28 protein-coding genes are annotated in these 14,031 nt (G+C 44.7%); all 28 read right to left on the bottom strand.

Translation table 11 applies throughout. From position 1 onward, the window contains the following. Positions 1–40 precede the first annotated feature (40 nt). Positions 41–424: a 50S ribosomal protein L17 gene (gene rplQ, locus ABSY64_RS06400; protein ID WP_349642259.1), complete on the bottom strand. Its 384-nt coding sequence runs from the start codon at positions 422–424 to the stop codon at positions 41–43. Positions 425–463: 39 nt separating this feature from the next. Continuing rightward, on the bottom strand, positions 464–1,408 hold the full coding sequence (locus tag ABSY64_RS06395; protein WP_349642258.1) for a DNA-directed RNA polymerase subunit alpha: 945 nt from the start codon (positions 1,406–1,408) through the stop codon (positions 464–466). A 46-nt stretch (positions 1,409–1,454) separates the two neighbouring features. Next, complete coding sequence (gene rpsK, locus ABSY64_RS06390; RefSeq protein ID WP_349642257.1) at positions 1,455–1,832, bottom strand: 30S ribosomal protein S11; 378 nt, start codon at positions 1,830–1,832, stop codon at positions 1,455–1,457. A 186-nt stretch (positions 1,833–2,018) separates the two neighbouring features. After that, positions 2,019–2,390, bottom strand: a complete 372-nt coding sequence (gene rpsM, locus ABSY64_RS06385) for a 30S ribosomal protein S13 (RefSeq protein WP_349642256.1) — start codon at positions 2,388–2,390, stop codon at positions 2,019–2,021. Positions 2,391–2,466: 76 nt separating this feature from the next. Continuing rightward, positions 2,467–2,586: a 50S ribosomal protein L36 gene (gene rpmJ, locus ABSY64_RS06380; RefSeq protein ID WP_349642255.1), complete on the bottom strand. Its 120-nt coding sequence runs from the start codon at positions 2,584–2,586 to the stop codon at positions 2,467–2,469. Positions 2,587–2,637: 51 nt separating this feature from the next. Continuing rightward, positions 2,638–2,853, bottom strand: a complete 216-nt coding sequence (infA, locus tag ABSY64_RS06375; RefSeq protein WP_349642254.1) for a translation initiation factor IF-1 — start codon at positions 2,851–2,853, stop codon at positions 2,638–2,640. 97 nt (positions 2,854–2,950) lie between these two features. Continuing rightward, positions 2,951–3,517 carry an adenylate kinase gene (locus ABSY64_RS06370; RefSeq protein WP_349642253.1) on the bottom strand — a complete coding sequence of 189 codons (567 nt, stop codon included), beginning with the start codon at positions 3,515–3,517 and terminating at the stop codon, positions 2,951–2,953. A 26-nt stretch (positions 3,518–3,543) separates the two neighbouring features. Further along, on the bottom strand, positions 3,544–4,842 hold the full coding sequence (gene secY, locus ABSY64_RS06365; RefSeq protein WP_349642252.1) for a preprotein translocase subunit SecY: 1,299 nt from the start codon (positions 4,840–4,842) through the stop codon (positions 3,544–3,546). Then, positions 4,842–5,276, bottom strand: a complete 435-nt coding sequence (gene rplO / locus ABSY64_RS06360; protein ID WP_349642251.1) for a 50S ribosomal protein L15 — start codon at positions 5,274–5,276, stop codon at positions 4,842–4,844. Before rplO ends, secY begins: the two co-directional genes overlap by 1 nt. Before the next feature lie 25 nt (positions 5,277–5,301). Next, positions 5,302–5,484, bottom strand: coding sequence for a 50S ribosomal protein L30 (rpmD, locus tag ABSY64_RS06355; protein WP_349642250.1), 183 nt, complete (start codon positions 5,482–5,484; stop codon positions 5,302–5,304). A gap of 12 nt (positions 5,485–5,496) precedes the next feature. After that, on the bottom strand, positions 5,497–6,003 hold the full coding sequence (rpsE, locus tag ABSY64_RS06350) for a 30S ribosomal protein S5 (RefSeq protein ID WP_349642249.1): 507 nt from the start codon (positions 6,001–6,003) through the stop codon (positions 5,497–5,499). Positions 6,004–6,023: 20 nt separating this feature from the next. Beyond that, positions 6,024–6,377, bottom strand: a complete 354-nt coding sequence (gene rplR / locus ABSY64_RS06345) for a 50S ribosomal protein L18 (protein ID WP_349642248.1) — start codon at positions 6,375–6,377, stop codon at positions 6,024–6,026. Positions 6,378–6,455: 78 nt separating this feature from the next. Then, positions 6,456–6,992 (bottom strand): 50S ribosomal protein L6, encoded by a 537-nt coding sequence (gene rplF, locus ABSY64_RS06340; RefSeq protein ID WP_349642247.1) that lies wholly within the window; start codon positions 6,990–6,992, stop codon positions 6,456–6,458. Between the two features lie 24 nt (positions 6,993–7,016). Beyond that, complete coding sequence (gene rpsH / locus ABSY64_RS06335; RefSeq protein ID WP_349642246.1) at positions 7,017–7,415, bottom strand: 30S ribosomal protein S8; 399 nt, start codon at positions 7,413–7,415, stop codon at positions 7,017–7,019. A 130-nt stretch (positions 7,416–7,545) separates the two neighbouring features. After that, a complete protein-coding gene (gene rplE / locus ABSY64_RS06330) occupies positions 7,546–8,088 on the bottom strand; it encodes a 50S ribosomal protein L5 (RefSeq protein ID WP_349642245.1) in 543 nt (180 codons plus the stop codon). Between the two features lie 25 nt (positions 8,089–8,113). Next, positions 8,114–8,422 (bottom strand): 50S ribosomal protein L24, encoded by a 309-nt coding sequence (rplX, locus tag ABSY64_RS06325; RefSeq protein WP_349642244.1) that lies wholly within the window; start codon positions 8,420–8,422, stop codon positions 8,114–8,116. 22 nt (positions 8,423–8,444) lie between these two features. Beyond that, a complete protein-coding gene (gene rplN / locus ABSY64_RS06320) occupies positions 8,445–8,813 on the bottom strand; it encodes a 50S ribosomal protein L14 (RefSeq protein ID WP_349642243.1) in 369 nt (122 codons plus the stop codon). A gap of 50 nt (positions 8,814–8,863) precedes the next feature. Further along, a complete protein-coding gene (gene rpsQ, locus ABSY64_RS06315) occupies positions 8,864–9,130 on the bottom strand; it encodes a 30S ribosomal protein S17 (RefSeq protein ID WP_349642242.1) in 267 nt (88 codons plus the stop codon). Positions 9,131–9,152: 22 nt separating this feature from the next. Next, the gene (gene rpmC / locus ABSY64_RS06310) at positions 9,153–9,359 is read right to left on the bottom strand and encodes a 50S ribosomal protein L29 (protein ID WP_010691189.1); all 207 of its coding nucleotides are present in this window, start codon (positions 9,357–9,359) and stop codon (positions 9,153–9,155) included. After that, positions 9,359–9,772, bottom strand: coding sequence for a 50S ribosomal protein L16 (rplP, locus tag ABSY64_RS06305; RefSeq protein ID WP_349642241.1), 414 nt, complete (start codon positions 9,770–9,772; stop codon positions 9,359–9,361). The genes rpmC and rplP overlap by 1 nt, the downstream gene beginning before the upstream one ends. 14 nt (positions 9,773–9,786) lie before the next feature. Continuing rightward, positions 9,787–10,455 carry a 30S ribosomal protein S3 gene (gene rpsC, locus ABSY64_RS06300; protein WP_349642240.1) on the bottom strand — a complete coding sequence of 223 codons (669 nt, stop codon included), beginning with the start codon at positions 10,453–10,455 and terminating at the stop codon, positions 9,787–9,789. Then, positions 10,455–10,811 carry a 50S ribosomal protein L22 gene (gene rplV, locus ABSY64_RS06295; RefSeq protein WP_349642239.1) on the bottom strand — a complete coding sequence of 119 codons (357 nt, stop codon included), beginning with the start codon at positions 10,809–10,811 and terminating at the stop codon, positions 10,455–10,457. Before rplV ends, rpsC begins: the two co-directional genes overlap by 1 nt. 14 nt (positions 10,812–10,825) lie before the next feature. After that, a complete protein-coding gene (rpsS, locus tag ABSY64_RS06290) occupies positions 10,826–11,104 on the bottom strand; it encodes a 30S ribosomal protein S19 (RefSeq protein ID WP_349642238.1) in 279 nt (92 codons plus the stop codon). Between the two features lie 17 nt (positions 11,105–11,121). Further along, a complete protein-coding gene (gene rplB, locus ABSY64_RS06285) occupies positions 11,122–11,958 on the bottom strand; it encodes a 50S ribosomal protein L2 (protein WP_349642237.1) in 837 nt (278 codons plus the stop codon). 22 nt (positions 11,959–11,980) lie between these two features. Then, positions 11,981–12,268, bottom strand: a complete 288-nt coding sequence (rplW, locus tag ABSY64_RS06280; protein WP_349642236.1) for a 50S ribosomal protein L23 — start codon at positions 12,266–12,268, stop codon at positions 11,981–11,983. Beyond that, positions 12,268–12,891, bottom strand: coding sequence for a 50S ribosomal protein L4 (gene rplD, locus ABSY64_RS06275; protein ID WP_349642235.1), 624 nt, complete (start codon positions 12,889–12,891; stop codon positions 12,268–12,270). Before rplD ends, rplW begins: the two co-directional genes overlap by 1 nt. 27 nt (positions 12,892–12,918) lie before the next feature. Further along, positions 12,919–13,602 carry a 50S ribosomal protein L3 gene (gene rplC / locus ABSY64_RS06270; protein ID WP_349642234.1) on the bottom strand — a complete coding sequence of 228 codons (684 nt, stop codon included), beginning with the start codon at positions 13,600–13,602 and terminating at the stop codon, positions 12,919–12,921. Positions 13,603–13,652: 50 nt separating this feature from the next. Further along, positions 13,653–13,961, bottom strand: a complete 309-nt coding sequence (rpsJ, locus tag ABSY64_RS06265; protein ID WP_349642233.1) for a 30S ribosomal protein S10 — start codon at positions 13,959–13,961, stop codon at positions 13,653–13,655. Between the last annotated feature and the right edge of the window lie 70 nt (positions 13,962–14,031).

Below are 14,031 nucleotides of genomic sequence, written 5' to 3'. Positions count from 1 at the left end.
CTTTCGTCCTTGGCTTTTTCAATTACTGCAACTCGTCGAATTAGTCGACAAGCTCCAAGATAACCATTTGTGCGGCATCGCCACGGCGTTGCACAGTCTTAAGAATGCGGGTGTAACCACCATTACGTTCTGCAAAACGGGGAGCAACATCCTCAAACAACTTTTGCAAAGCAGTTTGAACTTTGATGTTATCGCCATCTTCCTTAACGTCAGCAATTTCGTTACGAACGAAAGTAGCTGCCTTACGACGTGAGGCCAAGTCGCCATGCTTACCGAGCGTAATCATCTTATCAGCGGTCTTACGAATTTCCTTCGCACGCGCTTCAGTAGTCGTGATACGGCCATTGATCAAAAGATCAGTAGTCAAATCACGCAACATTGCACGACGCTGTGAAGATGTACGACCCAACTTACGGTATGACATCGGTGAATCCTCCTTTTTTCAATAGTTTTCAGAAATCAATTAATCTTCTTTACGGAAGCCTAAGCCCATTTCGGTCAACTTCTCTTGGATTTCGTCTAATGACTTACGACCCAAGTTACGAACCTTCATCATATCAGGTTCAGTACGATCAGTTAACTCGGTAATGGTATTAATACCTGCTCGCTTCAAGCAGTTGTATGAACGAACTGACAAATCCAAATCTTCGATTGGAGCTGAGTCACTTGAACTAGCCACAACTGGTTCGGATTCGACCATCACGTTCGTGTTTGAAGCGACGGGTGAAATATCCGTAAACAAGTTCAAATGTTCGGTTAGAATTTTTGAACCAAGACTTAAAGCATCACTGGGTTTGATTGAACCATTTGTCCAAACTTCCATCGTTAGCTTATCGTAATCATCACGAGAGCCAACGCGCTTGTTTTCGACGTGGAAGTTAACGCGGTCAATTGGTGTGTAAATTGAATCAACGGTCAAAACACCAATTGGCATTTCATCGCGTAACTTTTTATTCTCATCAGCTGAAGAATAACCACGACCCTTTACAGCAGTAACCGTCATGTGTAATGACTTTCCTGCTGCCAAGGTTGCAATGTGCAAGTCGGGATTAAGGACTTCGATATCGGAGCTACCTTGCAAGTCGGCAGCAGTTACATCCTTTGGTCCTTGAACATCAATCTCAAGACTGTGTTCTTCTTCTGAATCAGTTGCCAAAACAACCTTCTTCAAATTCAAGATCAACTGAGTAACATCTTCTACGACACCATCAACTGTTGAAAATTCATGAACAACACCATCGATTTGAACCGTGTTGATAGCTACGCCAGGAAGCGATGATAGCATGACACGACGCAAGGAATTACCAAGCGTAGTACCATAACCTCGCTCAAGAGGCTCTACGATGAACTTACCGTAGTTGGCATCCTCTTCGATGTTGTGAATATCTGGCTTTTCAAATTCAATCATCAGTAATTCTGACCCCCTCTTTCAAAGCAAGCGCAATGAAATTCAATTAAACACGACGACGCTTTGGTGGGCGTGATCCGTTATGGGGAACTGGGGTAACATCCTTGATTGAAGTTACTTCTAGACCAGCTGCTGCCAAAGCACGAATTGCTGATTCACGACCTGAACCAGGACCCTTAACAGTAACTGCAACTGAACGCATGTTCATATCCATGGCGGTCTTTGCTGCAGCTTCGGCTGCCATTTGAGCAGCGAATGGTGTTGACTTACGACTTCCCTTGAAGCCAAGTGCACCGGCTGATGACCAGGCAACGGCGTTACCTTGGGCATCAGTGATCATGACAATAGTGTTGTTGAAAGTTGCGTGGATATGGGCCACACCATTTTCAATATTCTTTTTTACACGACGCTTGCGTGTTGCCATAATGTTTGCCTCCTTTTCAATACTTTTTTATAATTTCTCGGGTTAGGTGCAACCTAACCAACATTACACAACTATGGTTGTGATAATCATGTGCCGCATCGATTAGGATCGAACGCTTATAACGAAAGGCAAGCTCTTGCTACAAATGCTATTCTCCAAAAACGAATACTGCAAAAGAAGGAGTGATTACTTCTTCTTACCAGCAATTGCTGTAGCTGGGCCTTTACGAGTACGAGCGTTGTTCTTCGTGTGTTGTCCACGAACGGGCAAGCCCTTACGGTGACGAATACCACGGTATGCAGCGATTTCTTGCAATCCCTTGATGTCAAGTGACACCTTACGACGCAAATCACCTTCCAACTGCAAGTTCAACTTGGCAATTGCGTTACGAATAGCATCTTCTTGATCGATGCTAAGATCACGCACGCGGACGTCTTCTGAAACGCCTGCATCTGCCAAAATCTTTTGTGCAGTGGCTGAACCGATTCCGTAGATGTATGTTAGCCCAATGACAATACGCTTGTCACGGGGCAAATCGATACCTTCAATACGAGCCATAACAATTTACCTCCTTCTAGTATTTTGAAAATAACATTTATGTTTATTTTTCAATCAATCTTAATGTTGCTAGTAATTACTTACCAGCGCGTTGCTTGTGCTTTGGACTTGCCGGGCAAATGACCATAGTGCGGCCATTACGCTTGATGATACGGCAAGAATCACACATCTTCTTAACAGATGGACGTACCTTCATAATCTATTCCTCCTATTCGGTTAACTGATTATTGTTCCGTCTCTAAACTTTTTAGCGGAAACGGTAAGTGATACGACCTTTAGTAAGGTCGTATGGTGACATTTCCACCGTGACACGATCACCCGGCAAGATTCGGATAAAATTCTTACGAATCTTACCAGAAACGTGCGCCAAGATAACCGCACCATTTTCAAGTTCCACTTGGAACATTGCATTCGGCATAGTTTCCTTTACTTTGCCTTCAATTTCAATGACATCATTGGCCACGCAGATACCTCCATGTACCGTGTAAACAACATAATCGATAAGTGCTTAACCTATCAAATTATACCAGAAATTACTATGTTTCACAAGCTTAACCGCTTTAGGCCAAGCTTTCCAAAACCTTTTTAACATTTGCATAAATGTCATCAAGGTCCCCGTTACCGTTGATGGTGTGCAAGACGTTTTCCTTCTTGTAGTAATCCACCAATGGCAAGTTAGCAGCCTTGTTAACTTCCATACGCTTGTCAATAACTTCCGGTGTATCGTCAGCACGGCCACGGCCTAGTAGGCGTTGGCGCAAAATATCATCGGAAACTTCGAAATACAAGGTAGCGGATACCTTGCTATTGTGATCGGCCAAGAAGCTGTCCAAGAAACGAGCTTGATCTTCGTTACGTGGGTAACCGTCAAGCATAAAGCCGTGTTCTTGAACGTCTGCTTCTTGCAAACGATCGGCAACCATCGCATTGGTAATCTCATCAGGTACCAATTCACCGGCATCCATGAAGGACTTTGCCTTTTCTCCAAGCGCTGTCTTTTCAGCCATGTTCGCACGGAAAATATCACCAGTAGAAATGTGGATTACAGGAAAATCTTTGACGATCTTTTCAGCCTGCGTTCCCTTACCGGCACCGGGCAGTCCTAACAGAATTAAGTTCATTGCCATTCATAGCCTCCTATTTAGCTAAAGGTTTAGCGAATAAATCCAACATAATTTTTCTTTTGCATCAAACCATCAATCTGACGAATCAAATCAAGGGTGACACCAATCGTGATCAGCAAACTTGTACCGCCCAAACCAATCTTTTCGTTCAAGCCCCATACATCGGATGCAACCAATGGTACCAAGGCGACGAAACCAAGGAAGAGCGCTCCCACGAAGGAAAGGTGCAAAAGCATGGACGTGATAAACTTTTGCGTTTCAATACCAGGGCGAACATCAATGATGTAAGCACCCTGCTTTTGCAAGTTCTCAGCCAATTTTTCAGGGTTAACCTGAACAAAGGCGTAGAAGTAAGTAAACACGATAATTAGAAAGGTATAGAAGATGGCACCAGTGGCAGTTTGAAGACTAAAGACTTGCTTTAGCACTTGGAACCACTGGGCATCACCATACTTATTTTGGAAAGCAAACAAAATTGTTTGCGGTGTACTAATGAAGGATGAAGCGAAGATAACCGGAATAACTCCTGAAACGTTAAGTCGTAGGGGTAGGTAAGCTTCACTTCCATAAGTTGACGCCGAACGGGTGTATTGAATCTGTAGACGACGAGTTGCTTCATAAAACCAAGTCGTGATACCGACTACCAAGATGATAGCGGCAACAAGCACGGCCATGAAGACCCAACCCGTCACGATTTGGTTGCTATCTGCTTGCAAAATGTTTTCTTTGATAAGATCGTAAAATCCGCTCGGAGCTTGGGAAATAATACCAGCAAAGATAATCATAGAAACACCGTTTCCAAGACCCTTTTCGGTAATCATTTCACCCAACCAAACCGCAAAGAAAGTACCAATCGTCATAACCGACCCAATCATAAGGAAGGAAGTGACGTCATTGGTTTGCTTAACTAATCCGTAAGCAGATAGTGAGTTGAACCCAGCTGTGATACCGATGGACTGCAAGAACGCAAAGATGATGGTCATCCATCGCGTTGCGTTGTTTAACTTGCGTCGACCAACTTCACCCTGCTTACTCCATTCAACAAAGCGAGGCACGATATCTAATTGCAAAAGTTGGACAACAATCTGAGCGGTAACGTATGGTGAAACCCCCATTGCGAACAATGAGAAGTTCATCAAGCCACCACCGGAAAAGATGTTTAAGATGTTCATCAAACCAGAGTTTGACATGCTCGTCAGGGCTGATGGGTTAACACCAGGAACCGTGATATGAATTCCAATTCGATAAACGAAAAGAATGAGCAATGTCCAGCCTAGCTTTTTGCGAATATCTTTTTCACGTACTGCATTAAATAACGTGCTAAGCATTAAATCACCTCGGTTGAACCACCAGCTTGTTCAATAGCCTTTGCTGCAGTGGCAGAGAACTTATTTGCCTTAACAGTCAACTTCTTGTCAAGTTGGCCTTCACCAAGAATCTTGATACCTGACTTTTGGTTCTTTACCAAACCAGATTCAATCAAAAGGGCAGGAGTAACTTCTGCACCATTGTCGAAGCGGTTCAATGCTTCCAAGTTAACGATGGCGAATTCCTTGCGTGAAATGTTAGTAAATCCACGCTTAGGAATACGACGATACAATGGCATCTGTCCACCTTCAAAACCTAGACGCGTCTTACCACGAGCCTTTTGACCCTTTTGACCACGTCCTGAGGTCTTACCATTTCCAGATGATGTACCACGACCAACACGGTTACGTACGAAGCGTGAGCCTTCAGCTGGTTGCAATTCGTTCAAATTCATCTTTGGTCCCTCCTTTTTTTATTTTTTACTTTACTTCTTCAACGCTAACCAAGTGAGCAATATGGAAAATTGCACCACGAGTAGCTTCGTTATCTGGCTTCACCACTGAGCTTGACACACGGTTAAGTCCAAGTGACTTAACAATTGCGCGTTGCTTAGGCAAGCGATGAGCCGCACTTCGAATCAAAGTGATCTTCAAATCTGCCATTTTTATCGCTCCTTAATCAACCAAGTGTTCGATAGAAACACCGCGCTTCAATGATACGCCTTCAGCTGACTTAAGCTTAGTCAAGGCATCGAAAGTTGCGCGAACAACGTTAACTGGGGTTGATGAACCAAGTGACTTAGCAGTCACATCGTTGATACCAGCCAATTCCATTACGGAACGGGTAGAACCACCGGCGGCAACTCCAGCACCTTCCTTGGCAGGCTTAACAAGAATCTTTCCACCGGCCCATTGTCCAAGGACATCGTGAGGAATAGTGGTACCAACCATAGGTACAGTAATCAAGTTACGCTTTGCGTCTTCAACACCCTTACGGATTGCTTCTGGAACTTCTTGAGCTTTTCCAGTACCAAAGCCAACGTGTCCGTTCTTGTCTCCAACAACAACCAATGCTGCGAAACGCAAACGACGTCCACCCTTAACAACCTTGGTAACACGGTTAATTGCAACAACGTTTTCTTCTAATTCACCAAGTGCTTTAGGATTAACGAATTCAACCATTTTATTTATTCCTCCTTTCCTTAGAACTTCAAGCCGTTTTCACGAGCTGCATCGGCCAAAGCCTTAACACGTCCGTGATAAACATAACCGCCACGATCGAAGACAACTTCTTCAATGTTAGCAGCCTTAGCATTCTTAGCGATCAATTCGCCAACTTTAACGGCTTGTTCAGTCTTAGTACCGGTAACATCGGCACTTTGTGATGAGGCACTTGCTAGCGTTACACCCGCTACGTCATCAATCAATTGAGCGTAGATGTTTACATTAGAACGGAAAACGTTCAAACGTGGGCGAGCAGCAGTACCAGAAATCTTTCCGCGAACGCGCTTGTGGCGCTTTACACGGAGCTTGTTCTTATCTGGTTTTGAAATCATAGCTGTGCTTTCCTTTTCTTAACGACTAATAATAGTCTTAAATTACAAATTAAATTAACGGGGTTAAAACGGGTAATTTTACTTACCAGTCTTACCTTCCTTACGACGAACAACTTCACCTTCGTAACGAATACCCTTACCCTTGTAGGGTTCTGGTGGACGTACGCCACGAATTTCGGCTGCAAAATCACCAACGCGTTGCTTTGAGATTCCTGAAATCTTGATTGTCAAAGAATCTGGTACTTCAACAGTCAAACCTTCGCGGTCTTCAAAGTCAACGGGGTGTGACATACCAACGCTAAGGTTCAAAGTTGAACCCTTCTTAGCGGCACGGTATCCAACACCGACCATCTTCAAGGTCTTTGAGAATCCGTTCGTAACACCTTCGATCATGTTAGCGAAGTTGGCAGTCGTAGTACCGTGCAATGCGCGGTGCTTCTTGTCATCAGCGGCACGAGTAAATGATACTTCAGTACCATCCATGTGCATGGTGATTTCAGGGTTGATCAAGTAGTTCAATTCACCCTTAGGTCCCTTAACAGTCACGTGTTGACCGTCTTGCTTAACTTCAACGCCAGCTGGGACAGTGATTACCTTATTTCCAATACGGCTCATGGTAAGTCTCCTTTCTTAGATATATTACCAAACGTAAGCCAGCACTTCGCCGCCGACTTGCTTAGAACGTGCGTCCTTATCAGTGATAACACCCTGAGAAGTTGACACGATTGCGATACCCAAACCGTTCAATACCTTTGGCATATCTTCGGCCTTGGCATACTTACGCAAACCTGGCTTTGAAACACGCTTAATACCAGTGATAACGCGTGAGCGATCTTCCCCGTACTTCAAAAATACGCGGATAACACCTTGCTTGTTATCATCTTGGTATTCGACATCGCGGATGAAACCTTCTTGCTTCAAGATTTCGGCGATGCTCTTCTTAATTTTTGATGCTGGAATCTCAACTGAATCCTTACGCGCCAAGTTGGCGTTACGGATACGAGTCAACAAATCAGCAATTGGATCAGTCATAGACATCTATCGATATCCTCCTTTTTATTTTGAACGTATTCATGAAAAAACATGACACGCTCTTAACTGTTAGTGACCGAAGTCCTTAACAGTTAAAAACGTGTCACTCATATGAGCGACAACATTTTTAAATTGATTACTTTGTAAATGGCATTCCGAAGAGTGTCAACAATTCGCGACCTTCTTCATCAGTGTTGGCAGTCGTTACAATAACGATGTCCAAACCACGTACGCGGTTAACCTGATCGAAATCGATTTCAGGGAAAATCAATTGTTCGCGGATACCCAAAGTGTAGTTACCACGACCATCGAAGGCCTTTGATGATACACCGTGGAAATCACGAACACGTGGAAGGGCGATGTTGATCAACTTTTCCAAGAAGTCATACATACGATCCCCACGCAAAGTTACCTTAGTTCCAATTGCCATACCTTCACGCAAACGGAATCCGGCGATTGACTTCTTTGCACGAGTGATAACTGGCTGTTGACCAGCAATCAACTTCAATTCTTCAACCGCTTCATCTAAGTTCTTTGAGTTTGATACGGCATCACCAACACCCATGTTCAAAACGATCTTTTCGATCTTTGGGGCTTGCATTGATGACTTGTAATCAAACTTCTTGATTAGAGCAGGTTGAACTTCATTAACATATTGTTCTTTTAATTCAGTTGCCATGATAATGATTTCTACCTTTCAGAAATTAGCCTAGTTCCTTACCAGACTTCTTTGAAACACGTACCTTCTTGCCGTCTTCAATCTTGAAACCAACACGAGTAGGTTGGTTGTTTGAAGGGTCAAGCAATTGCACGTTTGATACATGGATAGGTGCTTCGACATCGATAACACCACCCTGTGGATATTCGTTAGAAGGCTTTTGATGCTTCTTAACGATGTTCACGCCTTCGACAACAACACGGTCCTTGGCAGCAACAGTCTTAGTAACCGTTCCTTCCTTTCCCTTGTCCTTACCAGCAATGACGCGAACCTTATCACCTGTTTTTACAAACATGATAGGCTCCTCCTTGTCAGTATTAGAGCACTTCTGGTGCTAATGAAACGATACGCATGTAGTTGTTGTCACGCAATTCACGAGCAACAGGACCAAAGATACGCGTACCAACTGGTGACTTGTCATCCTTAACGATAACAGCAGCGTTTTCATCAAAGTTGATGTATGAACCGTCTGCACGACGAACGTCTGATACCGTACGTACGATAACAGCCTTCACAACATCACCCTTCTTAACGTTACCACCAGGAATAGCTTGCTTAACAGTAGCAACAATCATGTCACCGATACCAGCAAACTTACGGCCAGAACCACCGAGCACTTTAATCGTCAAGATCTCACGTGCGCCAGAGTTATCAGCCACTTTCAAACGACTCTCTTGTTGAATCATGGTTCATCCTCCTTGTAAGCAATTAATTACGACGAATGGTTGGTTAGCGATTAAAGAATAACAGCCTCTTCAACAACCTTTACCAAACGGAAGTGCTTAGTTGCAGACAAAGCGCGGGTTTCCATGATTTCGACAAGGTCACCTTGCTTGGCAACGTTCTTTTCATCATGGGCCTTGAACTTCTTCGTGTAGCGAACTCGCTTTCCATAAACGGGGTGGTTCACATAAGTTTCGATTGCGACCGTAATAGTCTTATCCATCTTATCTGAAACAACGCGTCCACGCAAAACCTTACGAGCATTACGTTCTTCACTCATTTTTCAGCTTCTTCCTTTCGTCTTATTTGTTAGCTTCTGCCAACTGTTGCGCACGAATTACAGTCTTAACTCGTGCAATGTCCTTACGAACTTTTGAAATGCGGGCCGTGTTTTCTAATTGACCAGTAGCCAATTGGAAACGAAGGTTGAATAATTCTTCCTTGAATTCGGCTTCGCGCTTTTGCAAATCCGCAAGTGACAAAGCTTTTAATTCATTTGCTTTCGCCATTATTCAGCCTCCCGAGCAATAATCTTCGTCTTAACAGGCAACTTGTTTGAGGCAAGACGCAATGCTTCAAGGGCAACAGGCTTAGCCACGCCACCAACTTCGAACATTACCTTACCACGCTTAACTGGGGCTACCCAACCTTCGGGAGCACCCTTACCGTTACCCATTCGAACACCGACACCCTTAGAAGTATATGACTTGTGAGGGAAGATTTTGATCCAAACCTTACCACCACGCTTCATATAACGGGTCATTGCGATACGGGCAGCTTCAATTTGGCGGTTAGTAATCCAGCTTGAAGTCACTGCTTGCAAGCCGTAATCACCGAACGCTACCGTCTTACCACCTTTGGCTTCGCCACGCATCTTACCACGGTGGACACGACGGAACTTAACACGCTTTGGTACTAACATGTTTGCTTCCCTCCTTACTTGTTCTTCTTCTTTGGCAACACATCACCGCGGTAGATCCAAGTCTTGATACCCAAGTTACCATAGGCAGTCTTAGCTTCATCCCATGAGTAATCGATATCAGCACGCAATGTGTGCAACGGAACAGTTCCTTCAGTGTACTGTTCAACACGTGACATATCTGCCCCGTTCAAACGACCAGAAACCATAACCTTGATTCCCTTAGCACCGGCACGGCGGGCGCGTTGCATAGCACCACGCATTGCACGACGGAAGGCAATACGGCGTTCCAAATCACCTGCAACTTGCATACCAACTAGGTGGGCAGACAAATCAGGCTTCTTAATTTCAACGATGTTGATGAACACGCGCTTTGAGCGGCCACGGTCATCCTTATCAGTCAACTTTGACAATTGGGTACGAAGCTTTTCAACTTCTGAACCACCCTTACCAATCACCATACCAGGCTTGGCAGTGTGAATGACAAGATCAATACGTGACTTAGTGCTACGTTCGATTTCAACGCGGTCAACTGACGCATCTGCTAAGTTCTTTTCGATAAACTTACGAATACGCAAATCTTCGAGAAGTTGGTTAGAAAAATCAGCCTTGTCAGCGAACCACTTGGCATCCCAGTCGCGAATAACGCCGACACGGAAGCCAGTAGGGTTAATCTTTTGACCCATTACTTTTCCTCCTTCTCAGCAACCACAATCGTGATGTGGCTAGTGCGCTTGTTAATTGGTGAAGCAGATCCCTTTGCACGAGGACGGAAACGCTTAAGCGTTGGTCCTTCGTTGGCATAAGCTTCTTTTACGATTAGATCTTCACGATCAAGTGAAAAATTGTTTTCAGCATTTGCAACTGCTGAGTTCAAAACCTTGTAAATATCTTCAGTCGAAGTATTAGGTAGGAACTTCAAAATTGCGTATGCTTCGTTAACATTCTTGCGGCGGATAGTGTCAAGAACTAAGCGAGCCTTACGAGGGGCTACGCGAACGATCTTGGCAGTCGCGCGAGCTGATGTAACTTGTTCAGCCATTTTTCATTTCCTCCTTACTTTGCCGTCTTTTTGTCGTCGGTCTTGTGACCCTTGAACGTACGAGTTGGCACAAATTCACCCAACTTATGTCCAACCATATCGTCTTGAACATAAACTGGAACGTGCTTGCGTCCATCATAAACAGCGATGGTATATCCAATAAAACTTGGGAAGATGGTTGAGCGGCGTGACCAAGTCTTGATCACTGACTTCTTTTCGCTGTCAGCTTGCGCTTCAATCTTCTTAAGCAAGTGTGGGTCCGCAAATGGTCCCTTTTTCAAACTACGAGCCATTATTCGTCTCCTTTCCCTTACTTACTCTTCTTACGACCGCGGATGATAAACTTCGTTGAAGCCTTCTTCTTATCGCGAGTCTTCTTACCAACAGTCTTCTTACCCCATGGTGACAATGGACTTGGACGACCAACTGGGGCCTTTCCTTCTCCACCACCGTGTGGGTGATCGTTAGGGTTCATTACAGAACCACGAACGTGTGGACGCTTTCCACGCCAACGGTTACGACCAGCCTTACCCCAATTGATCAATGAGTGTTCTGAGTTACCCACTTCACCAATTGTGGCGCGGTTAGCGCTAAGTACCAAACGAACTTCGCCAGAAGTCAAACGTACGATAGTGTACTTACCATCACGTCCAAGGATCTGGGCTGAAGCGCCGGCTGAACGTGCCAATTGGCCACCCTTACCGTTCTTCAATTCAATGTTGTGAATCAAAGTACCTTCAGGAATAGCACTCAATGGCAAGGCATTACCGACCTTGATGTCGGCATCAGGACCAGATTGAACCTTATCGCCAACCTTAAGTCCCTTAGGCGCCAAGATGTAAGCCTTAACACCATCTTCATATACCAACAAAGCGATGTTAGCAGTACGGTTTGGATCGTACTCGATTGCCTTAACAGTAGCCGTCTTATCGTCCTTCATACGCTTGAAGTCAATAATACGGTAGGCTTGCTTATGTCCACCACCATGGTGACGAACAGTCATGTGACCGGCTGAGTTACGGGCACCAGTCTTTGACTTCTTAGCCAACAAGCTCTTTTCGGGCGTTGACTTCGTGATTTCAGCGAAATCAGAAGAAGTCATGTTACGACGTCCGTTCGAGGTTGGCTTGTATTTCTTGATAGCCAATGTCTTATCCTCCTATTATTAATTAACCTTCGTTAAAGATTTGAATATCTTTTGAATCTTGGGCAAGAGTAACAGTGGCCTTCTTCATCTTACGAGTGTAGCCAACGTAACGTCCTTGACGCTTCTTCTTACCACGTACGTTTGCAGTGTTTAAACCAGCAACTTGTACATCAAAGATCTTTTCGATTGCTTTTTTGATTTCCGGCTTAGTGGCCCGAGTATCAACTTCGAAGACATAACGCTTGTTTTCAGTTTGCGCCATTGAAGCTTCGGTGATGATTGGGCGACGGATAATATCGCGTGCATCCATTAGGCAAGACCTCCTTGGATTTCTTCGATTGCTGATTGAACAACCACCAGCTGATCGGCATTGACTACGTCAAGCACGTTCAATCCCTTAACATCCATAACTTGAACGTTGTCCAAGTTGCGAGCAGAACGGATTGCGTTTTCGTTGTTTTCGTCAACGATAATCAAAGCCTTTGAGTCAACTGAAAGGTTACCCAAAATCTTCTTGAAGTCCTGTGTCTTTGGCTTGTCAAATGACAAAGCGTCAACAAGGATCAACTTACCGTCCGCAACCTTTTGTGACAATGCAGAGCGCAATGCCAATTGGTAAGCCTTACGGTTAATACGGTAAGCGTATGAACGTGGAGTAGGTCCGAAGACGATTCCACCGCCACGCCATTGTGGTGAACGGATTGAACCTTGACGGGCACGACCAGTTCCCTTTTGCTTCCATGGCTTCTTACCACCACCAGAAACCGCTGAACGGTTCTTAACGGCGTGAGTACCTTGGCGCATTGAAGCACGTTGCATCAAAACGGCGTCAGTAATAACGGCGTTGTTTGGTTCGATGGCAAAGACTGCATCGTTCAAATCGATGTCAGCAGACTTGCTACCATCTTGCTTAAGTACAGCAACTTTCGTCATGATTGATTGTTCTCCTTTCTATTAATATTAAGCTTCTTCTGATTCAGCAGCTGGCTTTGCGCCGGCCATCTTGATTTCAGGGTGCTTTGCGTTCGTCTTAACAGTTGACTTGATTGTCAACAATGACTTGTTTGCGCCAGGGACGTTACCCTTAAGCAAGATCAAGTTATTTTCTACATCAACGTGAACAACGGCGATGTTTTGCATAGTACGCTTGTTGTTACCCATGCGACCTGGCAAGAGCTTACCGGGGAATACTCGGTTAATGATAGCTCCCATTGATCCAGGACGACGGTGGTAACGAGAACCGTGCGTCATAGGTCCACGTGATTGTCCAAGCTTCTTAATAGCACCTTGGAAACCGTGTCCCTTCGTGATACCAGTTACATCAACGTAATCGCCTGCTTGGAACGTGTCCACAGCAATCTTGTCCCCTACGTTAAATTCGCCTTCCGCATCACGGACTTCACGAATGTAGCGCTTAGGGGCCGTCTTTGCTTTCGCAACGTGACCTTGTTCAGGTTTGTTTGACAAAACTTCGCGCTTGTCTTGGTAACCGAGTTGAAGAGCGTTGTATCCATCAGTTGCAGCAGTCTTAACTTGCAAAACAACGTTTGGAGTAGCTTCAACAGCAGTCACGGCAATCAATTCGCCAGATTCTGTGAAAACCTGAGTCATACCGACTTTGCGGCCTAAGATACCTTTAGTCATGACTATTCTCCTTCATTTGTCGCTAAAACTTAGCGAGTTAGTATTTTTAATTACAACTTGATTTCAATTGCAACACCAGCTGGCAATTCAAGCTTACGCAATGCGTCAACAGTCTTGTCAGTTGGGTTCACAATGTCGATCAAACGCTTGTGCGTGCGCATTTCGAATTGCTCGCGGGCATCCTTGTACTTGTGTGGTGAACTCAACACTGTATAAAGTGTGCGTTCAGTTGGCAAAGGAATTGGACCTGCAATTTCTGCGCCCGTACGCTTGGCCGTTTCAACAATCTTATCTGCTGATTGGTCCAAGATGCGGTGTTCGTATGCCTTCAAACGGATACGGATCTTCTTTTGTGCCATTTTGTGCCTCCTCGTTGATTTTGTAAATCAGCTAACTCCGATCAAAAACCGACAACACATGTTGTGTTTG

The sequence above is a fragment of the Eupransor demetentiae genome (genome assembly GCF_963930865.1).
Classification (GTDB): Bacteria; Bacillota; Bacilli; order Lactobacillales; family Lactobacillaceae; genus Eupransor; species Eupransor demetentiae.
The sequence above is the reverse complement of the archived record's forward strand: the minus strand, read 5'-3'. Positions and strand labels throughout refer to the sequence as shown.